We start from the raw sequence: 25706 nt of genomic DNA, 5'->3' as shown, positions 1-25706 counted from the left end.
GTACCTTTTCATTGGAGGCCTCCTCTTGTTGTGGAGCGAATGCTGTTTTCTCCAAGACCATTCTATCCCCAGGGAGGCTTCCCTGACTCAAACCCACCTTATACATTCAAACAGGCACGTCTCCCCCACGAAACACGGGGTCGCATGTGCCAGTCCCCTATACCTGAATCTCTACCGTCACGACCTTCTTCTTTCCCAAGCTTAGCGGAATCGAATTGCCCTTCGGCTCGACCTTCTCGCGCCGGTCTTCGTTCATGTTGGTGAGCCAGGCTTTCTTGACGGGTTTGGAGAGGACCAGCTTGCCTTTCGCGGCCTTGGCCGTCGGGTTGAAGATGCGGACGATATAGTTTCCTTTGTGGTCTTCGGCGCGCTTGAATGCGGTGAGTTGCAGGTTCGCGCCTTGGAGTTCGAGGAAGCTCATGCTCTTGGGCAGCGTGCCTTCGTGCGGGCCGGCCTGCGCGGGTTCGAGCGGCAGGTTGAAGTCCTCGGCCTCGGCGTAGACGCCGCTGGTCCAGTCGCCCTTGTGCGGGTAGATGGCGTAGCTCCATTCGTGCGGGCCGAGGCATTGGGCGAGTTCCATTTCGGGATAGGTCTCCCAGCGGCCGAACACGGGCGAGTTGCGGTAGGTGTACGCGCGGAACAGGGTGATGGCGAGAGGGCGCTCACGCGTGTCCATAGCCTCGTATTCGCGCAGGCCACAGTTGTTGAGGATTGCGAAGCCATTCTTGCCGTCGGTCATGTCGACAAACCGGTGCATCGGATACTGCGGGTTTGGGCGGCCATAGTACGCGTTGCCCGGCTTCACATGGATGTCCCGCGAAATCACGTCAAAGCTCGCCTCGGCGTCGGTGCGGTCGCAATCGAGCCGCGTCGGGAATACGACGCGCATGCGGTGGTGCCTGCAGGTGTTGTCGAGCGAGGTGGTCACGTCGAGCCGGCGCGCGCCCGCGCGCAGGGTGAACCGGCTCGTGACGACGACCTCGCGGTGTTCGGCGGTGCGCCGCGTGTTGTTGAGGTTGCCCTCGCGGAAATCGATGCCCGGCGTGTCTTCGACGTCCACGGGGATTTGCATGTGGTAATCGACGCGCATGCGCGCGAGCAGCGGTCCCGCCTCTTCGAGCGTAATCGCGCACGGAAAGCCGTGCGACGTAATCGTCTCGTTCGACTCGGGCTCCATGTGTATCCACGAATGGCCCGTTTCGCCGGTGTCCTCGACATAGTGCAGGCCCGCGTACGTGCGGCCCGATTCCTTGTGCGTCAGATCGATGGTGCCGTCGCTGTTGAACACGGCGCGCAGGTGCTCGTTTTCGAGGACGCGCGCCTCCGGCGCGAGCGTGCCCGGCACATGCGCGAAATCCTTCTCGCGCACGAGGTGATACGTCTTGTAGCCGAACGCGGGCACGTCGCCCACATCGATGTGGCACAACACGCGGTCCGCGCGCAACTCGACCGAGATATCCTGCAAATTGCGCACGAGCACGCCCATCGGGAAGCGTTCCTTCGTCTGGACGCGCCGCTTCTCCTTGCCGTCGGGCGTCTGCACGCTGAACGCGTCGTATTCCATGTTCTGTGGCAGGTCGATGTACGCCGAAACGACGCCGCGCCGCGGAAACGGGCACGAGTTGAACACGGTGAGCACGGAATCGCGCGGCGAGAGGTCTGAATTATCGATGCGCGCCTGAACGGACTGCATGCCGCGCCGCGCCAGACCCTCGCTGATGATCGCAATCTGGTCGAAGCGGAACAGCGAGTCCTTTTCCATCTGATCGATGCCCGCGCCGGTGATCGTGTCGTGCGGGTGGTTGTCGAGCAGCAGGCGCCACGCGCGGTCAAGCGTGGTCTTCTCGTAGCGGTCGCCGAGCATCATGCCGACGGCGCTCCAAGGCTCCGCCGAGCGCTGGAGCAGCACTTCGGCCTTGTTATTGGCACGTTTCAGGCGGATGCGCGCGCTGATCACGTCGCCGAAAAGGTGCGTCCACTTGCCGGTCGAGCCTGGGTCGCGGCTTTCGCCCGTCAGCACCGTCGGATTCTTTACCTCCTTGCGCATCGCGTTCATATACTCTTCGAGATTCGAGAACTTGATCGTGTGGTCCGGCAGCAGTTCCTGGCACAACTTCATGATGCGCGTTTCCTCCGGATCGGGATCGGAGGAGTCGAAGCCCTGCATGCAGCAGATGTGGCTCGTGCTGAAATGCTCCGATTCGTCGCGCACGAGTTTCTGAAGCTGCTCCGCGATGGGTCCGTCGTTCCACTGCTTCTTGTGTTTGTCGAGGATGTAATAATGGCCGCGCGGGTTGCGCTCGGACGCGAGCCTGAACGGCAGCGCGCCGCGGTCCCAGTCGTAGCGCTTGAACACGTCGTCCGAGCCGTAGCGCAGCACGCGGTACACGTAGATGTAGTAACTGAACCGGCTCATGCAGCCGAAGCGCATGCCAAGCAGACGCGACCCGTCCGGCCCTTCGAGGATGTATTCGCTCTTCGGCGTGTTGATGCCGCGGTAGAAAATGATCGTGTCGATATCGAAGCCTTGGTAAATCTGCGGCATCTGCGAGGTCTGGCCGTAGCCGAAGGGCGTGTAGCCGATCTTCGAGACTTTGCCCAGCGACGCCGCGACGCGATGCCCGACCACGAGGTTGCGCACGAGCGATTCCGCGTTCACGAGGTATTCCTCGGGCAGCGAATACCACGGGCCGACAATGAGCCGGCCCGACTTCACGTGCTTCTCGATGCGCTCGCGTTCCTCGGGCCGCACCTCCAGGTAGTCCACGACGCACATCGTCTGCGAATCCATCGTGAACGAGTGGAAATCGGAGTCCTTATCGAGCAAATCAAGCAGGTTGTCCATGAAATCGAGGAGCAGCAGCCGCGTCTCCTCGAACGGGTATGCCCATTCGCGGTCCCAATGAGAATTCGATACGACATGAATCGTCTTACGCTCGGACATGAAGAAATCTCCCGTGGACGGCGCGCGCGCCGAAGTGAAGAAACATGGTAAAACGCGCCGGGCGCTGGTTCAAATCCGCGGGGCGGCAGGCACGAGTGCCAGGTAAGTCACTTGACGCGCGCCACGTAACGCACGCGTGGGTGTCGGGCCAAGGTTGCCTCGCGGAAAGCCCAGGCGGAACCCGAAGGGGCGTTAATCACTTCCGCCGCGCGAGCGTTACACGTGGCTTGAGACATACGTGTTATCCTGAGGATACGCGTGGTTGTGCGGCGTATTGCTGTGGAGGCCATCGGGGTCGTGTCATGGTACGCGTGGCCGACCACTTGGGGGAAGGGGGACGCCGCCAAATGCCCAGCAATGGGAAGAATGGGACGCAGAAATGACTGGCAATGGCAATCCTCTCAAATCTCTCCGTGTTCGGGCTTCGTCTATGGAATTGGTTGTGTGCCTGCTCCTGTTTTCACTCGCGGTTTGCGGGACGGAGGCCGAGGGCGACGCGTGTCTGGACCAATGGCACACGGCGGACCAGAACCACGACAACCGGGTCGCGCTGACCGAACTGCTGCGCGTCATCCAGTTCTACAACTCGGGCGGGTTCCATTGCGCCGATGACCCGGGCAGCACGGAAGATGGCTACGCGCCGGGTGCGGGCGCGAATCAAGGCTGTTGTCCCCACGATAGCGACTATCATCCGGATGGTCCCGACTGGGCCATTGCTCTTACGGAATTGCTGCGCGTGATTCAGTTCTACAACATGGGCGGCTACACATATTGCCCGGGCGAAGGAACGGAAGACCTGTTTTGCCCCGGCGCTGGCGGCGAGGGCGAGGGTGAAGGCGAGGGCGAAGGTGAGGGCGAAGGGGAAGGCGAAGGCGAAGGCGAGGGCGAGGGCGAAGGCGAGGGCGAGGGCGAGGGTGAGGGTGAGGGTGAGGGTGAGGGTGAGGGTGAGGGTGAGGGTGAGGGTGAGGGTGAAGGCGAGGGCGAGGGTGAAGGCGAGGGCGAAGGCGAAGGCGAGGGCGAAGGTGAAGGCGAAGGCGAAGGTGAGGGCGAGGGCGAAGGCGAAGGCGAAGGCGAAGGCGAAGGTGAGGGCGAAGGGGAAGGCGAGGGTGAGGGTGAGGGTGAGGGCGAAGCCTGCACACCTGAAATCGTGGTTGATTTCGTTCCGGATTACGGAACGTATGGCAGCTTGGCCGGGCACGTGACGTGCATCCCGCCGTTCGACGCCGCGAATTACCGCATCATGGTGTTCATCGAGGTCGAGGGCGTTTTTTGGACAAAGCCGACCTATGCGGCGCCTCTGACGACGCTGAACAGTGACGGCGCGTGGTCCTGCCTGATTGTCACGGGCGGCTATGACCAGTACGCGACACGGCTTGCCGTGAACCTGCTGCCCGCGGGCGTGGCCGCCACGATCTGCGACCCCTGTTTCGAAGTTCCGGTAATCCCGGAAGCGGTCGACGCGCTGGTGATCGACCGCAATCCGCCGGTGCGCCGCATAACGGCGTTCGGTCACGAATGGGTGGTCAAGCGCCTGGATTTCCCCGGCGGGCCGGGATCGAACTATTTCTCCGACGCCGTGGACGCCGTATGGGCCGACGAAGCCGGGTTGCACCTCACGATAAGCGAACGTGACGGCCACTGGGCCTGCACGGAAGTCATTCTCGACGGCTCCTACGGTTACGGCGCCTATCTCGTCGCAACGGCCAGCCGCCTGGACATCCTGGACGCGAGGGTCGTGCTCGGCGCGTTCACGTGGGAGACGGCGGCGCCCCTGGAGTACTACCGGGAGCTGGATATCGAATTTGCCCGCTGGGACAACCCCGCGGAGTACACCAACGCGCAGTTCGTGGTTCAGCCTTGCAGCGCATGCCCGGGATGTGGCGACCATTGCCACAGGTTTCGCGTTGACCTTGCCGATGATGCCGCGGAGCTGACCAGTTACCTCGTGTGGGCGCCCGGCCGCGCCGAATTCCGCAGTTACTACGGCAAGTACAGTGGGGGCGAGACGCCGCCCGCCGACCACCTGGCCGGACACTGGGTTCACGAAGGCGAGGGCGTGCCCGTTCCCGGAAACGAAAACTTCCGGCTGAACCTCTGGTTGTTCAACGGCTCGGCGCCCAGTGACGGGCAGCCGGCCGAAGTGCTCGTCACCGACTTTTCCTGGCAGCCGGAACCGCCCGCCTGGGACGAGCCGGGCGAAGGCGAAGGCGAAGCTCAGGATATTCGCCAAGTGACCACGAATCTCTCGAATTATCCGGTCATGGGCCATTTCAGCGACGCGACGGCCGTCTCGATTAACGGCGATACGGTTGCGCTCGACGTGCACGGCGGGCTGCGTTACGACGTAACGCTTGCCGAGGGATTGAACACGTTCACAGTTGTTCCGGTGGATGGTGCCAAGGAGAGCGGCGGTTTCGTGCTGGAGGCCACGTATGACCCCGCGTTTTCCACGGCCGGCCGTTCGGTGCTCTACAACTCCGGTCCGCCGGGCAATGAAACCATCGCCGTCGACCTGGATGCCGATATGGTCCTCGGTATCCTGCCCGGCGTCGAAATCACGGCGTCCACGAATGCGGGGGACTTCCTCGTGGACACATCCGGCGCTGTCTACAACGCCGCGAACCATGCGCCGGCCGGCCCGTTGCCCGTCGCGAGCGCTCCCGCGTATCCCGTGTTTTCCAGCGACGACCTGTATTGTTACGCCGGGACGCGGATTATTGAGTTCGCGTCGCGCACGGTTGTGTCGGACGCGTTTCCGGTCGAAGCAGACGGGCGCTTCGCGCGCCTGTTGCCGGGGAACCGCCTCATCCAGTGTCACAACCTGGACGGCTTCACGACTGTTGACCTGAATACCAATACCGTGCTTGCCGAGGCGGCCCTTTCGATGCAACGGTCCAATTGGGGCACTTCCGCGGCGGACCCCTCGGGAACCTACGGGATTGTTACGTCGTACTCCTATGCCTTGGGCGCGGTCGATATTGGCAGTCTGGCGACGGGCGCAACGCTCCAGGCGTTTGACGGACTGGGCGATTTCACCGGACAGGTTGCGTTCTCGGGAGACGGCCTGACGGCGTTCGTGGGCTGCTTCGGCAACTACTACTATGGCCGGGGCGCAATCTACGCTTTCGACCTGGCCGGCCCCTCGCTCCTGACCACGTACCCGCAGTTCGGTGCGTCGTCCGTTGTCATAGGACCGGATGGGCTCATCTATGTCAGCACGCGCTACCATGACCATTTCGGCGACGGCACCGTAACGCACGGGTCAAAAGACAAGCGCGGCATAGACGCCCTCTCCTGGGACGGGTCCGGCTTCACGGTGGTCGAGAGCTATTACCTGAACCTGCCGGACACGTATCACGTGAAGCCCACGTTTTTCATCAAACCGCCTCTCGGCGAGAAGTAATATGGTCTGCTATGGGCCGGGACATAGGTACAGAGCGGGGGGCAGTGCAATCAGAGGGGTGTTTTCACCAACGTGGAGGAAGTGAAATGAAGCAGTGGAATCGTCTTGGCATCGCGACGCTCCTTTGCCTGTGCGCGGCCTGCACGCCGTGCCCGGAAGAGGGGACGCAGTTGGTGGCCGCCGGGGCCGATTGGATAGCTCAGGATTTTGCCAATAGCCAGGGGGTGGTTTCCGTGCGGTTCTCGGACAGCATGCTCATCCTGGACCTGCGCATGGTAGCCGGAGACGCGGTGCTGGGCCAGGGCGAGGTCTATATCGACCTGCGGAATTGGCTGCCCACCGAAGCGCTGGCGCCGCTGGACCTGAGCGGCAGCGCTATTGCCGTGCGTGTAATCCTGCCCGAGGGCTTTGGCGGCCCGCAATCGGCTCCCAGCGGAATCCAGGTCTTCGTGAAAGATGACGAGTGGCGTTCGCAATACGGCTTCTGGGTCAACGTCGCGAACGCGGGCGGCGAATACACCGCCACACTCAGCCCGCGCACGGCGAATCCGGTCGCGGCCGTGACGGACAGCGGGTTCGACCCCACGCGCATCCGCGTCATCGGCGTTAAATTAGCCATGAACGACAATGCCGCCTGGGAGTTCTCAGGGAACGCCATCCTGCAGTGCGCGAACGTTACGCCGGACCTGCCGCGCGCGACGCCGCCAGACCTGCCCGCGGACACGCCGCCGCCCTTGCTGGACCAAGACTCGCAAATCGCCATTGGCGAGTCTGGATTCCTCGTGGATGGCGCGGCGCATTTCCTCGCGGGCGCGAATTGGCGCGGCATCGAATATGGACAGAACTTTGGCGTCACGGGCTGGTTCCCGCGCGGCAACGGTTTCTCGCGCCATCCCGGTTACACCGCGGCGTATCTCGACTATGCCAGGCGCGCGGGTCTCAAGGCGTTGCGTGTCGGATTGCTGGACGACGGGCGCGCGGTTCTCGACCGCTCGGGATATGTTGAAGGCTATAACGACACGTTTCGCGCCGACGTGCACACGTTGCTCGACCTTGCGCTCGACGCGGGCTGCCGCATCGAGTTCGTGCTGACTGACTATCTCATCGCGGGCCGCGGAGAGGAAGTCGATGGGGTCTGGGTGCGCGGCCGCGAAGAGGTCTTCGAAGACCCGTCAGTCCGGGCCGCGTTTGTGTCCGGTTTCCTGACGCCGTTTCTCCAGGAATTCGGCGCGCATCCCGCACTCTTCGCGTTCGACTTGGCGAACGAAATAGACTGGGCCATAAGTGAAACCGAAGGCGGCGCATGGGAGAACAGTCTTCCCGAGATGCGGGCGGACCACGCGGTGTCTTTGGCCGCGTTCCGCGCCTACGCCGATGCCTGCGCCGCCGCAATTCGCGAGCACGCGCCTGGCAAGCTGATCACCGCGGGCTTCTCGTTTCCCAGCGCCGCGCTTGCCGAGAACCTGGATACGGATTACCTGGCTTTTCATCACTATGGATGGATGGGGACGCTGGAGGATTGCGTCGCCGAGATTCCGCCCGGCAGCATCTGGTGCCTGGAAGAGTTTCCCACGCGCGGAGGACTGGTCACGCCGGCCGGGTATATGGACGCGGCACATGCGGCGGGCGCCGCGGGCGCGTTGCTCTGGAACCTCAAGCCCGAATTGTGCCCGGAATGCGAAGATGCCGACGAAAACAACGCGGCGTACGAGGAATGGCGCGTATTGCTGCCGCAGGTCCGCGCCTGGGTCGACAGCCTGTAGCCTCTGTGGCAGCGCAAGCGTGTTTGACAAGGTCTGGCGGGGCTTGGTCAAATAGCACTGTTACAGTGCCGGGGACCAGGTCCTGTGAGTAGCCGTCCGGTAAGAAAAATACGCCATTACACCTGTCCGCGTTGCGCGCAGCGCATCCGTGTGCCCGAGAAGTATGTTGGCATGACGGGCGCCTGCAAGCTCTGCGGCGGCCGCATCACCGTCCGTCCGGACAAGGCGGTCGTCGCGCCGGACAAGGCCGAAGCCGATGCGCCGCGCGAGTCGCCGCCGTTCGGCGCGCCACAGTGGCCCGAGCCGGAACCCGCGCCTGCGCGTAAGGCGTCCGCAGAACCGCCGCGCCCGGCTCGCCGGGAGCAAGTCGCGCCTGGGCCCCCTGTGCCGCCTGCGCCACCGCCTCAGGAACTGACCGCCCCGCCTCTTCGGGAACCCGAGCCGGAGCTATTGGAACCCTTGGAGCCGTGGAAGCTCGACGAGCCCTTGCCCGAGCCGGCGCAGCAGGCGCCGTCCGCGGAACCTTCCGCTCCTACGGAGCCTCCCGTGCATGACCTGACCACGCTTGAAGGGCTGCTGGGAGCCTTGTCGGACCTGCCGCGCACGGCGCCGTCCGTGCGCGAGGTGGACGAGAAGCTGCCCCGGCCCTTGTTCCTGTCCGACGACGACCTCGCTCGCAGCAAGGCCTATTTCGATGTGCCCTTCCTCGTGGCGCGCAAGGGCGAGGCGTTGGCGGTCGTCAAGACCACGCGCGACAACGTGGGGCCCGGCACAACCCTCGCCGTGGCCTCGGGCGATATCTCGTTTGCCGCGTCCAGCCACCCGATGCCGGAATATCCAATCCTGCAGTTGCTTTTCACCGTCCGCGACAATGCGGAACACCCTTTGCGCTTCGAGAGCCTGCCGCTGCTGACAGACGGCAACGTGGTCGAATTTCTCGCCAGCGTGCTGCAGGAACACCGCCTGAGCTTCGCGCTCTACGCGGGCCATCAGACCCATCACGTTGCCACCGGCGACGTGCGGCTCGGAGACGACGCCGTATCCGGGCTGCGCGATGCTCTGGCGCACGTGCTGGCGCAGTGGTCCCAGCAACGGCCGAAACCCGCCGGCCACGACCTCGCCGTGCGCCGTTTCGCCCGCGACGCCGTGCGCGACACCGCGTAACCGCGCCTCTCCACCGGGCCGAGTCCGCCGCACCCTGAATAAAGGCTTGACGAAGGGGCGTTCCATGGCAATAATCCCCGCCGCAATGGATTGTGCTTGACTCCGGAACCGGAGGGAACGTTTGCGTGACTGCAGTACCCTTGATCACGATTTTATTCACTCTTGGCGTGCTTCCGGGCGAGGCCGAGTACCTGGCCGCGGCGGCAGCCGAAGATGCGGGCCAATTCCTGCAAGCCGCTCAGGCCTTCGACGCGTGCGCCACCGCGCCCGGGCCGCTGCGCGCCTTCGCGCGGGTGCGCGCCGCGCGGTGCCGCGCGAAGGGCGGGGATGCCGAAGGGGCAATCCGCGCTTATCAATCCGTGCTCGCGCAAGAGCCGGGCGGCCCCTGGCAGCGCATGACACTCCTGCATCTCGCCGGCCTGCTCGCGGACCTGAAACGGTATGCCGATGCCGCGCCGCTCTTCGCCGAGGGGCTGAAAACGGCGGCCCGACCCTGGTGGATGCGGGACTATGCCTTCCGTGCGGCGGAGAACCTGGTTACGCTCGAACCCGCGAAACCGGAACACTACGCCTATTTCCGTTCCGTAGTATCCTCCACTCTTCTGGTGCGCCCGCGCCTGGACGCAGCGCGCAAGCTGGCCCTCTCACCCGTGGCCGAGGACCGCGTTCTTGCCGTTTACGGGTTCCTGCGTTCGAGTTCCTGGAAGGAAGCCGCCGCCACGCTGCTGGCCGCGCCGCAAGCGCTCAAGACCAGCGGCGGCGTGCCGCTCGACCTCGCCGTGTTTCAGCGGTTGCTCGAACAAGGCGCCGCCAAGGCGCCGGACGGACTTGCCAGTGTTCAGGATGCTATCGCAAAAAACAGGGACAACCCCTGGCTGCGCGCCTGGCTTTATTACGGGGTGTGCCTGGCCGTATCCGGCGGGCGGCAGAGCGACGCGGCGTTCTTCTGCGATGCGCTGGCGCAGCAGTGCCCCCAATCGATGGACACCGGCGAAGCGTTGTGGAAACTGGCGGAGTCCCGCGAGGGCGCGGGAGACGCCGCGGGCGCGGCGGACACCTTCGAGCGTCTCGCGGCGGTGAATTCCGGGCATAGGCTGGCCCCGTTTGCCCTCTTTCACGCGGGCCGCCTGCGCCTTGCGGCCAAAGGACTGGATGCCGCCTTGCCTGCATGGGAGACGCTCGCGCAAGGTTATCCCGAACATATGCGCACTTCGGAAGCCTGGTACGCCGCGGCGCAATTCTGCGGCGCCAAGGGCGACGCCGCCCGCGCGCAGGTCTTCCTGACCCGAGCCGCCGGACGCGGCACCGGCGATTACTTCGCGCACCGGGCTTTCGCCCAGATTGAGTTGCCGGGCGCCGCGCCCGTGCCCAACCTGCTCATCGACGGCCGAAACACCGTCTTGCGTCCCTTCCCCGTGGCCGCGACGCCGCCGGGCCAGTTGCCTGCCGGGTTTGAATCGATTCCGGCGATTGAGCGGTTGCGATTCTTTGCGGGTAATGGCCTGGAAGAAAGCGAATGGGAAGCGCTCGAATTGTGCGAAACCTTTCAGGGGTGCCCTTGTGAGGGCCTGGTCTACCGCATCCTCGCGGAGGCCGGACTCGCGCACACCGCGCTCGAGTGCGCCGCCGTAAACGGCTGGGGTATCGAAAGCGGAAAAAAGACCCTCGACCGGCTCCGCCTCGAATATCCGCGCGCCTATTGGCCCGCCGTAAAGGACCTTGCAAAACAACTGGGGCTGGACCCCTACCTGGTCCTCGCCGTGGCCCGGCAGGAAAGCACGTTCCGGCCGAGCCTCGTTTCGCACGCCGGCGCCACCGGCGTCATGCAGGTCATGCCGGGCACGGCCAGCTACGTGGCCAAGATTGAGCCTTCCGTTTTGCCCGACGACGTCACGCGGCTCAAGCACCCGGCCGTCTCGCTGCGCATCGGCGCGAACTACTTGATGCGCATGGTCGAGCGTTCAGGTGGCCACCTGATGTACGCGCTGGCATCCTACAATGCGGGTCCTGGAAATTGCGCAAAGTGGAAAAAGGCCTTCGGCAACTACGATTTCGACGCCTTCGTCGCGGCCATTCCGTTTACAGAGACCCGCGACTACGTCAAGAAGGTGCTTGCGAACTATGCGGCCTATCGCAGCCTGTACCCCGGCACCGAATAGCTGAAATCTATGTATATTACGAAAAAGATGAATTTGGGACCAAAAAAAGACTGCAACACGGCCGGTGAAGTCCCGAAGGGAATGCTTTTCTGTCCCAGAGGTTTTTACAGGAAGCGTTTTTTGGGTTACAATCTCGCATGGCAACCGGTTGCCGGGCCGGGCGCGTGTAGCGCACTGCGGCGCGCCCCCGGATGGCGGACAACTTCTAACAACGAGGAAGGATGAATTTCATGCCCGCATCACGGAAACGAGGAAAACCGACGACGACGCGGAAGACACCGAAGGCGCCGGCCCGCGCGAAGGCGAAGGCAGCGAAGGCGCCTTCGCAACCCCGCAAGGCCGGAGTCATGACCAAGAAGGAACTCCAGAAGTTTGAAAAACTGCTGCTGGTGGAACGGGATCGCATTGTAAACGGCTTGAACAGCCTGAAAGGCGAAGTCCTGTATCAACCATTGACGGACCGTTCGATGTCGGACCCGAACGCGGCAGCGGATGTGGGGACGGACAGCTTCGACCGGGAGACGGCGCTGCAGGTGGTAGGGAACGAGGCCCGGGAGCTGTACGAAATCGACCAGGCGCTGCAGCGTATCAAGGACGGGACCTACGGCATTTGCGAGGGCACGGGCAAGCCTATTCCGAAGAAACGGCTCGAGGTGTTTCCCGCGGCCCGTTATTGCGTGGAGTATCAGGCGGAATTGGAGAAATCGGGCCGGGTGGACAGCAGTTACAGCGCGCCTTACACCTACACGACCTATTCGTCGTACACGCCGCCCGAATACGAGATGTAAGCGACATTGAAAGGCGGCGTGGCGCCGCAAGCGGCCTGAGCGGCCGCCCAGGCGGGGCGGAGCAGAATGATCCCCATTCGCGACACTATACCCAGCCGCAACGCGCCTATTGTCACGTGGGCGCTCATCTGCGCGAATGTGCTCGTCTTTGTGTTCCAGCTCGCGCTCCCGGAATCGCAACTGGAACGGCTCTTCTACCTGTTCGGCATCGTGCCGCTCCGGTTCACGCATCCCGACTGGGCCACTTGGGTCGGATTCCCCGCGGACAATTTCTGGCCGTTTCTTACGAGCATCTTCCTGCACGGCGGCTGGCTGCACCTGATCCTCAACATGTGGACCCTCTGGATATTCGGCGACAATGTCGAAGACCGCATGGGACCGGTCCGGTTTCTGCTCTTCTACCTGTTCTGCGGCCTCGTGGCGGGCGTCGCGCACACGCTAACCAACGCCAATTCCACCATTCCGGTCATCGGCGCGTCGGGCGCGATTGCCGGGGTACTGGGCGCTTACTTTCTGCTGTTCCCCGTGTCGCGTATCCTGTGCGTGATTCCGGTCTTCTTCTACCCGCTGGTCGTGCAGATCCCCGCGTTCCTCTACATCCTGTTCTGGTTCGGGAGCCAGCTGTTCAGCGGCGCGCTGTCGCTGCTCGAACCCGGCCAGGTCGGCGGCATCGCGTGGTGGGCGCACATCGGCGGATTCGTCGCGGGCGTGCTGACGTTCCGCTTGTTTATCGTGCGGCAGCCGCCGCGCAGACCCTGGTTTCGCGACGAACGCGGCATCGAAGGGGCCTGGTGGCGATGAGCCGCGCCGCATATGACGGAGGATGAACGGGCTATGGGCATCATGGACTTGTTCTGGCTGTTCTTTATCATCGTGGCGCTGCAGCCGGTGCTCCGCCAGAAGCTGCTCGAAACCGCGCGTCAGCGCATGATCACCCGGATCGAGCAAGACCGCAAATCACGGGTCATCCTGCTCGTACACCGGCAGGAAACCATGAGCCTGCTTGGCTTCCCTATCTTTCGCTACATTGACGTCAACGATTCCGAAGAGGTCATCCGCGCAATCAACATGACCGACCCCGAAGTGCCGCTGGACATCGTGCTCCACACGCCCGGCGGGCTCGTGCTGGCCTCGCTGCAGATCGCTCGGGCCATCCACAAGCACAGAGGCAAGGTCACTGTATTCGTGCCTCATTACGCCATGTCCGGCGGCACGCTCATCGCCCTCGCCGCGGACGAGATCGTCATGTGCGAACACGCCGTGCTCGGGCCGGTCGATCCCCAACTTGCGCAATACCCCGCCGCGTCGATCCTGAAAGTGCTCGAAGACAAACCCATCGCCGAGATCGACGATCACACCCTGATCCTCGCCGACCAGGCGCGCAAGGCCATGAACCAGGTGTGCCGGTCCGTCAAGGAGCTGCTCGCGGACGACATGGGCGAAGAACGGGGCGAAGAGCTGGCCCGGCTCCTGACCCATGGCACGTGGACCCACGATTACCCGATTACCTGCGAAGAAGCGCGGCAGATGGGCCTGCCTGTCCGCTGCGACATGCCCCCCGAAGTCATGCAACTGCTCAGCCTGTATCCCCAACCCGTCCGCACCCACTCCGGCGTCGAATACGTGCCCCATCCCCACCGCGCGCCCAACCGCACCGGAAAACCCATGCCGTAGCGCTGCCGGACGCAATGACTGCCGGAACCGCCGCGGGTTTTCCTCTGCCAGTCCGTTGCGTGTCATGGCGCGGGTTTGAGGATGGCGCATTCGAAGACGCCGCCGGCAAAGTTGCCGGGGCCGGCCTGGAAGCGCACGGTAATCTTGTTTTTGCCTTGGGTGAGCGCTTCGGGCAGGGGGTATTCGGCATCCAGGAACTTGCCGGGCGCATTATGGTTCAGCGAGACGTCGGCGACGGGTGTTCCGTCGACCTGCACCTGGAAGCTGCGCGGGGGCGCGTCATCGCCCCAGTAGACGCAATGCAGCGTCATGGGCGCATCGGGCAGGACTCTCAGGTCCCAACTGAACCAGCCGCCGTCGGTGGCATGGCGCCAGTTTCGGCCCATGTGCGGCCCGGAGCCGGTCTTTTCGCCTTGCAGGTTGTGGGCCCGTTCGAGTTCGGCGTCATTGGGCGCGACGCGATCGACGGTGCGCGCGGCGAGCACGCGCCGGGCCTCGCGTTCGGCGCTCAATTGCCGGTGCCGCGGCGACCCCTCCGGCGTGACAATGAAATAAACGCCGTAGGACTCCTCAACGACACGGTTCAACGGCACGAACGTAATGTCTGTCTCTTGTCCAACGGTGCGGAACGTCGCGGGCCGCCCCGCAACCGGTTCCAGCCACTCCTCGGGGCGGAGGGCCTGGCCTTGGACCCAGGTGTCTTCGCTTGTCAGCCCGGCCAGCACGATGGGGCCGTACATTACGGCTACTTTCTCCGCATCGTCCGGCATTGGCTCCGCATGGAGCGCCATGGGCATCGTGACCAGGAGCACGTCGCCGTCATGCCACTCGCGCCGCAGCGCGAGGTACGTGCTGGGCCGCGGCTCTATGGCCTGCGGCTCGCCATTAACGGCAACCGCCGCGCCCTGCCGAGCCCACCAAGGTTGCAGCACGTTCAGGGTAAAGGTCCGGTCCTTATCAAGGTGCAGCGTGAAGGTGATGTGTTCCTCGTCGGGGAACCGGGTCTGTTGTTCCAGGCGCAGCCCCTGTTCTTTCCAGACGACTTCGGACGGAATGAACAAGTGGACGTATAGCCCGTCGCCGTCATGGAAATAGACGCTGTCGGCGAGTTTTGCGAAAGACTCGACACCCGTGCCGTAACAGCACCAGAACGCGTCATCGGGCGTGCCGAAAACCCGCTTATGGCCGCAGGCGAGCGGCGTGAAATACGCCAGCATGCCGTCGGCGGCGCGCTGTGTGCCCAGGATGCTGTTGTAGAACGCGCGCATGTAGAAATCGGCGTATTTCGGGTCCGCGGTCCACCGGATGAGATGCCGCGTGACGCGCAGCATGTTGTAGGAAGTGCAGGATTCCTGGTTGCTCGCGCTCAGCGTGCCGGCGAGTTGGTCCGGGTCGCCCCAGAACTCGCTGTTGCTCGTGCCGCCCGTCGCGTAGGTGCGGTGATTCACGACGCAGTCCCAGAAGAACTCGGTGATCAGCCGGTACCGCGCGTCGCCCAGCAATTCGTAACGTCTTGCCGCGCCGACGACCTCGGGGATGTGCGTGTTCGCGTGAATGCCGGAGAGGTTGTCGTGTTCGAGGGCGAGCGGGCCGAGGAACGCGGCCCGGTCGAAGGCGTGCGCGAGGTCGCGGTGATCCGCGTTTCCGGTCAGCGCGTAGAGGTTGTAGAGCACTTCCGCCATGCCGCCGAACTCGACCTCAAGCACGCGGTCCCACGCGCGGAGCGTGAGCCGGTCCCGACGTTTCTTGAAGTACGCCGCCATGCCTTTGAGTACGTCGAGCGCTTGTGCATTGCCGCATAACATGTGCGCGTCGTAGAGGCCCGCCATGATCTTGTGAATGGTGTAATACGGCGCCCACGGCGGTTTCTCCATCGACTCGAGCCGGTCCCAGAAGTTTTCGGGAAAGGCGGAGAGGTATTCGCCGCCGAGCGCGGCCTGGCATTTCGCGAACTCCGCGACCAGGTAGTCCGCCCGTGCCTTGAGCGCGGCGTCGCCCGCCGCGGCGTACATCAGCGCGCAGGCGGACAGGTAATGACCCGCGAAATGCCCGCGTACCTCGCAGTCGGGCTTTTCCCAGCCGCCGGGCGGTTCGCACGGCGCGGGAAGTCCCGCATTCACGCGAAAGGCGTAGAGCAGACGTTCCGGGTCGAGCGCGTGCAGGTATGCGCGGTTCGCTTCCAGCGCCGTGTTGCACGGCCCGTCGAGGAGGCGCACCGCCGTCAGGTCGAACGGCATGAGGTTCAAGGGCGGCGCATCCTGTGCGGCGGCGGGAACGGAAATGACCAGTAGTGCGAGCAACGCTGGCAGGCATGATGTGCCCATGGACCGGACTCCCTCCACCGGCATAAGCGCCGGCTGACGCGGCCTTCGCAGGCTTGCGTCCTGAGTCTCGCATGTTATCGCCGCGGGATCAATGCGCGAGGGGATGCAAGGCCTCTGGAACGCGCTATGGTATACTGCGTCCGCCGTATCGGGAGCGGGACCAACGGGTACCTGGTTTTGAGGCGTATCGTGTCTCTGCAGGGAGGCGAGTCATGCTGCTTGATTCTCCAGAACTGTTCAGAACACTCCTGGACCGTTTGCATGAGGGGGTGTATCTCGTCGACCTTGAGCGCCGTATCCAGTACTGGAATCCAGCCGCGGAGCGGATCACGGGATATTCGCGCGCGGAAGCGGTTGGCAAGCGCTGCGCGGAGAATCTGCTCATGCACGTGGACGAACAGGGCTATCCGCTGTGCACCGGGGGCTGTCCTCTGGCGGACAGCCTGCGCGACGGGCGGGACCGCCAAGCGCGGGTGTATCTCCAACACAAGAACGGCCACCGGGTGCCGGTCCGGATTGATGTGGCGGTGATTCGGGACGGACAGGGCCAGACGATTGGCGCGCTGGAGACGTTTCACGACGACACGCCCATGCTCGCCATGCTGCGCGAGAATGAGGACCTCAAGCAGTCTTCCCTGGTGTGCGCGCTTACGGGCGTTGGCAATCGGCGGCTGACGGAGCAAGTGCTGGACCAGCGGCTGAACGAAATGCGGCGCCAGGAGAGCCGTCTCGCCGCCGCGCTCGTGGGTATCGACCATCTGGAGCGGGTCGCCGGGGCCTACGGGCGCGCAGGCAGCGACGACGTGCTGAAGATGGTGGCGCGCACACTGCACAACACGCTGCGCCTCTATGATTTCATCGGGCGTTGGAACGACGACGAGTTTCTTCTCGTGAAACCGGCTATCAGCCCGCTCGAATTGGAGCCCGTCGCCGACCGGTTGCGGCGGCTCGTCGAACAGTCAAGCCGCGGCGTCACGCATGGAAAACTCAAAGTGACGGTCTCCATCGGGGCCTGTCTTTCGAATCCGGACGATAGCGTGGATACCATTGCGGGCCGCGCGGACCGGCTCATGCGCGAAGGCAAAACCCGCGGCGGCAATTGCACGGTCGTGGAAACGGAGTAGACGCTTTCGCGGGCGGGACCGGGCCAAGCCCGTGCGCTCCGGGCCGCCGTGCGGCGGCGGACTTGAAATCGGTTTCAACGAACGGGATAAGATAAGCGGAGAAAACGGTTTGCGTGTGCCGGACCCGGTTCGTATAATGCCGGGTTGCCGTGCGGCGACGCGTGAGTTCCAGGCTGCGCGGCCTGCGGAACAGGAAGGAGGCGCATCCTCGTGACGATGACAAAGCGAGAGCTCGTTATTCGCGTGGCGAACAGGCTCGGATTGACGCAGAGCGATGTCGCCAGGATCATCGAGGGCACCTTCGACACCATTTCTCAGTCGCTCGCGGCGGGCGACCGTTGGGAATTGCGCGACTTCGGCGTGTTCGAGATCAAGGTCCGCGCATCCCGCATCGGTCGCAATCCCCGGACCGGTGACCAAGTGCCCGTGCCGGAGCGGCGCGTCGTCACGTTCCGGCCGGGCAAGAAGATGAAGGAGCTGGTGGGCGGGTCTTCTTCCGAGAGCGCCGCGGATCCCGTGTCCGTCCCGCGGCATCCGCAGTCTCTGGATTGAAATTGGGTGGTCCTGCGGACACGAGAGCGTCACAAGCGGACGTCCGCCCATGTGCCGCCTTGCGGCCCTGTGCGGTCGGCGGCGTACTATCCAGGAGTATTCCCGGGCAAGGCTCTATGCAAGCCATCCTGACCAGCCATGCAGGCGCGGCGCTTTCCCTGCGCCGGATGTTGTGGCCATGACCACCATTCTTGCCGCCGATACCAGCACCAGCGTGAACACGGTGGCGCTGTGGCGCGACGGGGCTGTGCTGGCGGAGACCACCGCCGCGTGCGGCCGCCGCCATTCGGAGCGATTGCTGCTCACCGTGGAATGGGCTCTGGGCGAGGCGGGTCTGCGCCTGGAAGATGTGGACATCCTGGCCGTCTCGATTGGCCCGGGTTCGTTTACGGGGCTGAGGATAGGCGTGGCTGCGTGGAAGGGCCTCGCTCTGGGAATGGAGCGGCCCTTGCTCGGCGTGCCCACGCTCGACGCAATGACCAGAACCAGCCTGTTTCACGATGTGCTCGTGTGCCCGTTCCTCGATGCCCGGATGGGCGAGGTGTACGGCGCCGTCTACCGCTATTCCGGGACCGTTCGGGAAAAATTGACGCCGGACCGCGTGGGGGTGGTGGAAGACCTGCTGTCTTCGCTGCCCGCGGGGCCGGCCTGGTTTCTGGGCGATGGCGCCGCCTTGTACCGCGAGCGAATCGCCGGGCGCGTGCCCGGTGCGCTGTTTGCGACGGGGGCTTTGGCTGTTCCGCGGGCGTCCGCGGTGGCCGTCGAGGCGGCCATGCTGCTGGAGCAAGGCGCCCCGGCGGATCCCGCCGCGGCCGCGCCGGTGTACCTGCGCCAGTCCCAGGCGGAAACGAACCGCGCGCGGCGGCAGCGGGAGGCGCAGGCGCCATGAGCGTGTCGCGCGAGACGGCTCTCTGCTTTGAACGGCTGCGGATGGACCATATTGCCGCATTGCTCGAAATCGAAGCCGAGGCGTACCCGGACCCGTGGACCTTCGGCATGTTTCAGCAGGAAATCACCAATCATACGTCGCGTTTCTACGTGGCGTTCGCCGAAAACCTGCTGGTCGGCTATGCGGGCTTCTGGCTGGTCGCGGATGAGGTGCACATCACGAAGGTAACGGTTAGCGCGGCCTGCCGCGGCCAGGGATATGGCCGTGAGCTGGTGCAGTATCTGCTGGATACCGGCGCGGGACTCGGCGGCACGGTCGCGCGCCTGGAAGTGCGCGAGAGCAACGCAACCGCGCGCAGGCTGTACGAGCAACTCGGGTTTCAGGTGGTGGGCGTACGCAAGGGCTACTACGCGCGATGCCAGGAGGCGGCACTCGTCATGATGAAGGACATCGGTATCAAGACGGGCCCCTAGGCGCGTCTTCGGGGAATGGAACATGGGAACCGCTGCGCAGCCGGACAGGCCGGAGACCGCTGTGCAGCCCGCCGTGCCGTTGGGCGGGCTGGGCACGGGCTTCGTCGAGGTGGGCCGTGACGGCTGGTTTCGCAATATCGCCATCAACAACAACCGCACGCGCTCCGAATGGATACCGGTGTCGGAAGCCTCGTTCCTGGCCGTGTCCATCCGGAAAGGAGACACGGTCTACGCGCGCTATCTGCAATTGGACCGGCCGGGCCAGCGCGCGCCGGAGCCGGGCGAACCGGCCCGCCTGTCGCCCGAGCACCTGGAATGGCGGGGCCTTTTCCCTACCGCCCACTTCCACAATACGGACCCGGCCTCGCCCGTGGATACAACCTGGACCCTCTTTTCGCCGGTCGTTCCGTATGACCACGACGCCGCCACGCTGCCCGTGGTCCTCGCCTCGCTGAGTTTCAAGAACGCGGACCCCGAACCCGTTCAGGTCACTGCTGTGTTCAATTGGGAAAACCTTTGTGGCCAGACGGCCTCGCGCAAGCCCGCCGAGCCGCCACCCGTGGCGCCTGCCCGTGTCCAGGAGAAGCCGCGCTACGAGGTCAAGTTCCTGCACAAAGAAGGCCCGCCGCCTTCGTTCCTCCCGCGCAAGAAACCGGAGCCGGAACCGGAGCCCGAGCCCGAGGCGGCGCAACCCGACAACGTGCTTTGCTTCGGGAGTATCGAGGGCGTGACGGATAACGCGCAGGGGGAGCACTGCCTGGCCGTGCGGCCCGTGGCGGGCGCCTGGACCTGCGTACTTGCATGGGACCACTGTGACCCGGAACAGCGGCGCGGCTTCTGGCAGGCGGTCGCGGAGGGGGCCCTGCCCCCGCAACAGTCGATCCCGCCCGGGCCGGCGCGTTCCGGGGCGGTGTGCCTGACCCTGGAAGTGCCCGCCAGGAGTTCAAAGCGGGTCGACTTTGCCCTCGCGTGGTATTGCCCCCGGTTTGAAGTCAACGGCGTCGACCTCGGCAATGCCTACACCGTGAAACGCAAGCATGCCTGCGAAGTGGCGCAACACGCGCTGGAGCACGTCGAATACCACTACGTCGCCACGAGCGACTGGCAGAAACGGCTGCAGTCGTCATCCCTGCCGCCGTGGTTCGTCCGCGCGCTGATCAACAGTTGCCACGTATTCACGACGAACACGCTCTACTCGCGTCAGGGCGCGATTGCCCTGTTCGAAAGCCCGGACGCGCCCTGCGTCGCGCGCCTCGATCGCCGCTTTTACAGTTCTCTGGGCTCGCTGCTGTTCTTTCCCCGATTCGAGGAAACGGAATTGTCGCTGATCGCCACGGCGGAACAGCCGGACTGCAACGGGCGTCTGCCGCGCCGCCTTGGCATGATGACGCCCCTGGAACCGGAACTCGGCGCGCCTGCGGCGGCCTACGTCGAAATCGGCACCATGTTCGTGCTGATGGCGTACCGCAACTACTTTTTGTCCGGGAAGCTCGTCCGGCTGCAGGACCTGCTCCCCACGTTGCGGGTGGTCATGGCGCGCATAGCCGCTGGAGACGCGAACGGCGACGGACTGCCGGAACTGCGCGGGACTTCAACGACGTATGACGGGGTCGAGGGCCCGGGTTTGCACTGTTACGCCGCCGGGCTCTGGGTGGCGGCGCTCTGCGCCTACGCGCGTCTTTGCGGCCGCGTGGCACAACGGGAAGAAGCCAGGCGCTACGCGCTCTTGCTGCGGCGCGCTCAGCTCGCGTTCGAAAACCGGTACTGGAACGACGACGCAGGCTTCTACCGGCTCTTCATCCCCGCGGAGGACGTCCCGCCCGCGGCCGATATCTGTCACGCAGGCCAATTGGCGGGACAGTGGTACGCTGATTTTCTCGGTCTGGGCACCTTGTTCCGCCAGGACCACATCGCGCGCGCCCTCGCGAGCATAGAGCGCCTGAACCGCCGGGGCGACAACCATGTCGCGGCAGTGTGCGCGGACGGCGACGACTGGGTGCATGCCCAAGGCGCCGCGGGCGTGTCCGAAGCGCATTGGGCCTGGCCCGCGCACGCGCGCGCGCACCTCCACTGCCTGCAGCTCTACCGCGGGTTTGTCACGGAGGGACTGCGCGGGATCGAAAGAGCCTTCGAGACCATCTGCACGCGGAAGGGACGCTGGTTCGACGAGCCGCTCCAGTGGGACCCCGATTCGGACGACGCGCCGCCCGACAGCCCGGGACGGCACATGGGCGCATTGTCCTATTGGCACGTGCTGTACGCGGTGCAAGGCTTCCTGCTGAACGTTCCCGACCAATACGTGCGCGTCGCGCCCAATCTGCCCAAAGGCGTGCGCAGTCTTGCTGCGCCCCTGCTCACCCCCTTGTGCTTCGGCTGGCTCAAGTACAAGGTCGACGACCACGGCGGATACCGGCAACGCCTGAAAATCTCCTTCGACAGCCCCGTCCATATTCGGCACATCGAACTGCGCGTGCCAAACGAAGTGCCCTGCGTCAGCGTCGCGTGCGAAACGGCGGACGGCGTGCTTCCCATCAAATTCGCGCTCACCGAAGACGGCGCCGCCCAGCGCCTGGTCATCCAGTTCGACGGGCCCGCCGGCGTCGCGCCTACCGGTATAGCGGTCCAGGTCTTGCAGGCCGCCGCGCCCGCGCAAGCGCCCGGCGCTTCCTGAACACGGTACTCGTGAAATCAGCAATTGATTTGGACTCGTTCCCGAGTTGCACTTGGAAACGAATACACACGCGCTCGGAAGATTCGGGTGGGCGTTGGCAGTATCAAGGATTGAGAAAATGTTCGCAACCGCAGCCTTCTCGCCGGGGAAGGAGTCTCGCCGGTCAAAATAGTATGCTGTATGAACTTCTCACGGAATACCTGTAAACGGAAAGGAGTGCGACATGCTGGCGGTGATTTGCGGCGCACTGAGCATGGTATCGGGAGGGATTGAAGTGGATTGGCCGGAAGCGTGGCGTGCGGCGTGGGAGAATCCGCCCGCAGTGTTGCGGCCGCTGCAAATCGTTCACGGGATGCCGCCGGAACAAGCCACGCGCGAACACGTGAAATCTTACCTCGAAGCCGGCTTGGGCGGCATCGTCTGCAACGTCAGCTTCAAGGAATACCTCAAGAGCGAAGACCATTGGAACACACTGGTGAAGACCGTCGCTGCCTGCCGCGAAGCCGGCCTGGTTGTCTGGCTCTATGACGAGGACGGCTATCCAAGCGGCTCGGCGGGCGGCACGGTGCTCGAGTCAAACCCGGACCTCGAAGCGCAGGTCTTGGCCTATGATGCTTCTCAGGTCGACCCGTTCGTGCTCCGCCGCGCCTACGAATACACCCACGCCAGCAACAATTTCTACGCCAAACGCCGTTACCCGAACCTGATTGATGACGCCGCACCGCGCGTATTCATTGAGAAAACGCATGGCGCCTATGCGCAACGTCTCGGCGACGCCTTGGGCCGCGAGGTCGTGGCGTTTTTCACGGATGAACCCTCCCTGATGGCCGTGGACCTCGGGCCGCTCGATGCGCGCGTCGTGGACCCGCCGGACCCGCAGGTCAAACCCCTGCCTACGGCGCCGTGGTGTTCCGACTTGCCGAAACTTTACTCCGAACGCTACGGCGAGGATTTGTTGGCGCAGCGCGCAAGCCTCTTCCAGGGCGAAACGGACGCCGATCGCCGCGTGCGCCGCCAGTACTGGGCGCTCGTATCCGACCTGATGGCCGAGCGCTACTTCGGCCGCATTCAGGAATGGTGCCGCGAGCACAACGTCGCTTCGTCCGGCCACATGCTCCGCGAGGAGTCGCTCGTCCATCACCCGCCGCTCTATGGCAATACACTGCAGTGCCTCAGCCGCATGGACATTCCCGGCATGGACATGCTCAACAGCGACGCCGCCGGCGTCGTGTTCGGGGGAAGCCGCACACATACCGGCTGGCTCGCTGCGGCATTGCCCGTGTCCGCGGCCTACTTCAACGGTGGCCGCCGTGTCATGACGGAGGTAAGCGATTTTGTCCAAGAGGGAAAGGCCACGCTCGCATCCATGCTGGCGACCGCGGCGTGGCAATCGGCCTTCGGCGTGACGGAATTCAGCTCGTACTATAAGAAGTCCATGGCCCGAATTCTTGATGCTTCCGGGTCAGAATGGCAGTTGGCTCCGGAGGAATCCTACCGGCGCTGGTGCGACTTCATCGGGCGGACGAACGCGTTGCTGCGCGACGCCACACCCGTGCCGCGCGTCCTCCTGTACTACCCAATCTATGATGTTTGGACGGACTACTTGCCCGTTGCCGAACCGCTGCTCACGAAACTGCAGTCCCCGCGCCTCCAGCAAATCGTCCACGCGTTCGCGAATCTCGGCCGACAACTCATCATGAACCAAACGCCGTTCGTGCTGGTCGATCCCGCATGGCTTGGCGCCGGCGAAGTCTCCAACTCGGGCAAACTCCGCGTTCGGGGACACGAATTCGACGCGATTCTCATACCCGCCGGGTCGGAACTGCCGAAGGATGCGCACAACGTTGTTGAACGTTTTCAGACCGCGGGCGGCCGCGTCATCCGTGGTGACGATTCAAGCGATGCCGAGGGACTTACGGAACTCAGCCCATTCCTGCTCGAACCCGCCTGCCCGAACGTAGTCCTCGGCCGCTTCCAGCGCGACGGGCGCGAAATACTCCTGCTCACAAACCTTGCGAGCGAAGCGTATCGGGGCCGGATATCCGTGCCGGGAGCCGCGTGGACCATGGCGGAACCGGCAACGGGGGGGCTCAGGCCGGCTACTGCCGCGTCAGGAAAACTCGAATTGGAATTGCCGCCGCTCGGAACGATCATCCTTGTGAGCGGGCCGGAAACGGCCGTTTGACCACGAATGACACAAATTACGCGAATCTTCTCGTTACTCCGCTCCCGGTTTTGTCGAAATCGCCGACGTGCTATGATTGGTACAATTAGGTAGAGGCGCGATTATGCCGCAAGTGAGCGAGTTTTTTGGCGTGACCATCTATATGTACTTCAACGACCACGCGCCGCCTCACTTTCACGCCGAGTATGGCGAATTTGAGGCCGTATACAACATAGACACCTTGGATATTCTACGAGGCCGATTGCCTCGACGGGCTCATGGCATGGTCGTCGAATGGGCGCTCGAGCATCGGCCCGAGTTGAGAGACAACTGGGAGAGAGCGAGAGACCAATTGCCGCTGGAACCAATACCTCCACTCGATTGAGAGGATCGGATGCTATGAAGAATCTTGGGCCGCGTGTTTGTGTCACTGCGGTAGAGCCGTTGCAGGACTTCAGGGTGCTGGTCACCTTCGAGAACAATTCGCAGCGGGAAATCGATCTCGAGCCCTATCTGCACGGCCCAGTTTTCGAGCCCCTGCGAAACGATCCAGCGCTATTTCGGGCGGTGACGGTCAGGGGCAGGACCGTTGCGTGGGAGAACGGGGCCGACATCGACCCGGACGTACTCTATTACGGCCTCACGCCCGCCTGGATGGAAGAGACCGAAACCGCGCGCAAGTAGGCCACGGCGGCCACGATGCGCTGCGCCGTCTGCGAAAGGCGGACGGGAGCGAAGTAGGATTCCGGATAGAGATAATCTTCCCCGGACTCATCCACCACGCGGACGTACCCGTCGCGTTCCGCCCGCTTGTCGGGCAGAATCCGGTAAACCTTCCGGAGTTCCAGAGCCTCGCATTCCTCATTCCTCACACACATGGCGAACTTCGGCTCTGTTACTGGTGTGCTCGTCTCGATATCTTCGATCTTGCCAATTATCTCAAAGTGCACGTGGCACCGTATCGCACGCTTTTTCAGATATAAACTCGCCCAACGTCCATACCCCGCCGATCCAGGCAAGTCCCGGTTTGACCACGCTCGCTTATCCCAGCAGGAATACACGGATATCCAACCAATTGTTTGCCTCTCCTCGTCTTTCCCGCGAAAGCGGAAACCTAGCAAACAAAACAAACCGGTCATTCCCGCGTTTACGCGGGAATGGCGCGTTGTGCTGGGTACCCGCTTGCGCGGGTATGACGGCGGGGCCGCACGTGATTTGTCATCGGGCAATAGCGCAGAACGCGCACGCCAAACTTCGCGCACTGCACGCGCAACACGTCCCGATACGCCTGGCGGTCGCCCTCAACGAAAAACACGTCCTGCCGGTTGTTGCCACGCTGCGCGATGTGATGCGCCAGCCCCGGGATGACCACGCTCGCTTATCCCGGCAGGAATACACGGATATCCAACCAATTGTTTGCCTCTCCTCGTCTTTCCCGCGAAAGCGGGAACCTAGCAAACAAAACAAACCGGTCATTCCCGCGCTCACGCGGGAATGGCGCGTTGTGCTGGGTACCCGCTTGCGCGGGTATGACGGTGGGGGCGCATATGATTTGTCATCGGGCAATAGCGCAGAGCGCGCACGCCAAACTTCGCGCACTGCACGCGCAACACG

At 63.8% G+C, this 25706-nt stretch carries 19 protein-coding genes; 15 read left to right on the top strand and 4 right to left on the bottom strand.

Annotated elements, in window-relative coordinates:
- Positions 1 to 157 precede the first annotated feature (157 nt).
- Positions 158 to 2944 (bottom strand): hypothetical protein, encoded by a 2787-nt coding sequence (locus KA184_14610; GenBank protein MBP8130807.1) that lies wholly within the window; start codon positions 2942 to 2944, stop codon positions 158 to 160.
- Positions 2945 to 3374: 430 nt separating this feature from the next.
- On the opposite strand from KA184_14610, the gene KA184_14605 reads away from it, so the two are divergent.
- The 7 genes from KA184_14605 to KA184_14575 all read left to right on the top strand — a co-directional run bounded on the left by KA184_14605 (position 3375) and on the right by KA184_14575 (position 13895).
- Positions 3375 to 6347, top strand: coding sequence for a hypothetical protein (locus KA184_14605; GenBank protein ID MBP8130806.1), 2973 nt, complete (start codon positions 3375 to 3377; stop codon positions 6345 to 6347).
- Between the two features lie 86 nt (positions 6348 to 6433).
- Entirely contained in the window at positions 6434 to 8110 is a 1677-nt protein-coding gene (locus KA184_14600; GenBank protein ID MBP8130805.1) for a hypothetical protein, read from the top strand.
- Positions 8111 to 8281: 171 nt separating this feature from the next.
- Positions 8282 to 9274, top strand: coding sequence for a hypothetical protein (locus tag KA184_14595; protein ID MBP8130804.1), 993 nt, complete (start codon positions 8282 to 8284; stop codon positions 9272 to 9274).
- Positions 9275 to 9399: 125 nt separating this feature from the next.
- Entirely contained in the window at positions 9400 to 11433 is a 2034-nt protein-coding gene (locus KA184_14590) for a transglycosylase SLT domain-containing protein (protein ID MBP8130803.1), read from the top strand.
- 347 nt (positions 11434 to 11780) lie between these two features.
- Positions 11781 to 12221 (top strand): TraR/DksA family transcriptional regulator, encoded by a 441-nt coding sequence (locus KA184_14585; GenBank protein MBP8130802.1) that lies wholly within the window; start codon positions 11781 to 11783, stop codon positions 12219 to 12221.
- 66 nt (positions 12222 to 12287) lie between these two features.
- The gene (locus tag KA184_14580; GenBank protein ID MBP8130801.1) at positions 12288 to 13022 is read left to right on the top strand and encodes a rhomboid family intramembrane serine protease; all 735 of its coding nucleotides are present in this window, start codon (positions 12288 to 12290) and stop codon (positions 13020 to 13022) included.
- A gap of 33 nt (positions 13023 to 13055) precedes the next feature.
- Positions 13056 to 13895 carry an ATP-dependent Clp protease proteolytic subunit gene (locus KA184_14575; GenBank protein ID MBP8130800.1) on the top strand — a complete coding sequence of 280 codons (840 nt, stop codon included), beginning with the start codon at positions 13056 to 13058 and terminating at the stop codon, positions 13893 to 13895.
- Positions 13896 to 13957: 62 nt separating this feature from the next.
- Here the strand turns inward: KA184_14575 and KA184_14570 are convergent, their stop codons facing one another.
- Positions 13958 to 16219, bottom strand: coding sequence for a glycoside hydrolase family 127 protein (locus KA184_14570; GenBank protein MBP8130799.1), 2262 nt, complete (start codon positions 16217 to 16219; stop codon positions 13958 to 13960).
- A gap of 212 nt (positions 16220 to 16431) precedes the next feature.
- Between KA184_14570 and KA184_14565 the strand changes: the two genes are divergently transcribed.
- The 8 genes from KA184_14565 (at position 16432) to KA184_14530 (ending at position 24776) form a co-directional block, all read left to right on the top strand.
- The gene (locus KA184_14565; protein MBP8130798.1) at positions 16432 to 17343 is read left to right on the top strand and encodes a sensor domain-containing diguanylate cyclase; all 912 of its coding nucleotides are present in this window, start codon (positions 16432 to 16434) and stop codon (positions 17341 to 17343) included.
- Between the two features lie 216 nt (positions 17344 to 17559).
- The gene (locus KA184_14560; protein ID MBP8130797.1) at positions 17560 to 17895 is read left to right on the top strand and encodes an integration host factor subunit beta; all 336 of its coding nucleotides are present in this window, start codon (positions 17560 to 17562) and stop codon (positions 17893 to 17895) included.
- Positions 17896 to 18073: 178 nt separating this feature from the next.
- Positions 18074 to 18784 (top strand): tRNA (adenosine(37)-N6)-threonylcarbamoyltransferase complex dimerization subunit type 1 TsaB, encoded by a 711-nt coding sequence (gene tsaB / locus KA184_14555; GenBank protein ID MBP8130796.1) that lies wholly within the window; start codon positions 18074 to 18076, stop codon positions 18782 to 18784.
- Positions 18781 to 19257, top strand: a complete 477-nt coding sequence (gene rimI, locus KA184_14550; GenBank protein MBP8130795.1) for a ribosomal protein S18-alanine N-acetyltransferase — start codon at positions 18781 to 18783, stop codon at positions 19255 to 19257. Before tsaB ends, rimI begins: the two co-directional genes overlap by 4 nt.
- A gap of 22 nt (positions 19258 to 19279) precedes the next feature.
- Entirely contained in the window at positions 19280 to 21928 is a 2649-nt protein-coding gene (locus tag KA184_14545) for a hypothetical protein (GenBank protein ID MBP8130794.1), read from the top strand.
- Positions 21929 to 22151: 223 nt separating this feature from the next.
- Positions 22152 to 24113, top strand: coding sequence for a hypothetical protein (locus KA184_14540; GenBank protein ID MBP8130793.1), 1962 nt, complete (start codon positions 22152 to 22154; stop codon positions 24111 to 24113).
- Between the two features lie 103 nt (positions 24114 to 24216).
- Positions 24217 to 24477: a DUF4160 domain-containing protein gene (locus KA184_14535; GenBank protein MBP8130792.1), complete on the top strand. Its 261-nt coding sequence runs from the start codon at positions 24217 to 24219 to the stop codon at positions 24475 to 24477.
- 14 nt (positions 24478 to 24491) lie between these two features.
- Positions 24492 to 24776, top strand: a complete 285-nt coding sequence (locus KA184_14530) for a DUF2442 domain-containing protein (GenBank protein MBP8130791.1) — start codon at positions 24492 to 24494, stop codon at positions 24774 to 24776.
- On the opposite strand, the gene KA184_14525 is transcribed toward KA184_14530, so the two are convergent.
- Entirely contained in the window at positions 24725 to 24970 is a 246-nt protein-coding gene (locus KA184_14525; protein ID MBP8130790.1) for a hypothetical protein, read from the bottom strand. The genes KA184_14530 and KA184_14525 overlap by 52 nt on opposite strands.
- A 269-nt stretch (positions 24971 to 25239) precedes the next feature.
- A complete protein-coding gene (locus KA184_14520; GenBank protein ID MBP8130789.1) occupies positions 25240 to 25464 on the bottom strand; it encodes a transposase in 225 nt (74 codons plus the stop codon).
- Positions 25465 to 25706 lie beyond the last annotated feature (242 nt).

It is taken from the genome of Candidatus Hydrogenedentota bacterium (genome assembly GCA_018005585.1).
Lineage (GTDB): Bacteria > Hydrogenedentota > Hydrogenedentia > Hydrogenedentales > JAGMZX01 > JAGMZX01.
This window is presented reverse-complemented; position numbering and strand designations above follow the sequence as displayed.

Bases quoted from the DNA above. Each gene is read 5' to 3' on its own strand.
- KA184_14575 (MBP8130800.1), top strand. From the start codon at position 13,056: ATGGGCATCATGGACTTGTTCTGGCTGTTCTTTATCATCGTGGCGCTG.
- tsaB (MBP8130796.1), top strand. From the start codon at position 18,074: ATGACCACCATTCTTGCCGCCGATACCAGCACCAGCGTGAACACGGTG.
- KA184_14580 (MBP8130801.1), top strand. From the start codon at position 12,288: ATGATCCCCATTCGCGACACTATACCCAGCCGCAACGCGCCTATTGTC.
- KA184_14595 (MBP8130804.1), top strand. From the start codon at position 8,282: ATGACGGGCGCCTGCAAGCTCTGCGGCGGCCGCATCACCGTCCGTCCG.
- KA184_14545 (MBP8130794.1), top strand. From the start codon at position 19,280: ATGGGAACCGCTGCGCAGCCGGACAGGCCGGAGACCGCTGTGCAGCCC.
- KA184_14610 (MBP8130807.1), bottom strand. From the start codon at position 2,944: ATGTCCGAGCGTAAGACGATTCATGTCGTATCGAATTCTCATTGGGAC.
- rimI (MBP8130795.1), top strand. From the start codon at position 18,781: ATGAGCGTGTCGCGCGAGACGGCTCTCTGCTTTGAACGGCTGCGGATG.
- KA184_14605 (MBP8130806.1), top strand. From the start codon at position 3,375: ATGGAATTGGTTGTGTGCCTGCTCCTGTTTTCACTCGCGGTTTGCGGG.
- KA184_14560 (MBP8130797.1), top strand. From the start codon at position 17,560: ATGACAAAGCGAGAGCTCGTTATTCGCGTGGCGAACAGGCTCGGATTG.
- KA184_14585 (MBP8130802.1), top strand. From the start codon at position 11,781: ATGACCAAGAAGGAACTCCAGAAGTTTGAAAAACTGCTGCTGGTGGAA.
- KA184_14535 (MBP8130792.1), top strand. From the start codon at position 24,217: ATGCCGCAAGTGAGCGAGTTTTTTGGCGTGACCATCTATATGTACTTC.
- KA184_14570 (MBP8130799.1), bottom strand. From the start codon at position 16,219: ATGGGCACATCATGCCTGCCAGCGTTGCTCGCACTACTGGTCATTTCC.
- KA184_14525 (MBP8130790.1), bottom strand. From the start codon at position 24,970: ATGTGTGTGAGGAATGAGGAATGCGAGGCTCTGGAACTCCGGAAGGTT.
- KA184_14565 (MBP8130798.1), top strand. From the start codon at position 16,432: ATGCTGCTTGATTCTCCAGAACTGTTCAGAACACTCCTGGACCGTTTG.
- KA184_14600 (MBP8130805.1), top strand. From the start codon at position 6,434: ATGAAGCAGTGGAATCGTCTTGGCATCGCGACGCTCCTTTGCCTGTGC.
- KA184_14530 (MBP8130791.1), top strand. From the start codon at position 24,492: ATGAAGAATCTTGGGCCGCGTGTTTGTGTCACTGCGGTAGAGCCGTTG.
- KA184_14540 (MBP8130793.1), top strand. From the start codon at position 22,152: ATGCTGGCGGTGATTTGCGGCGCACTGAGCATGGTATCGGGAGGGATT.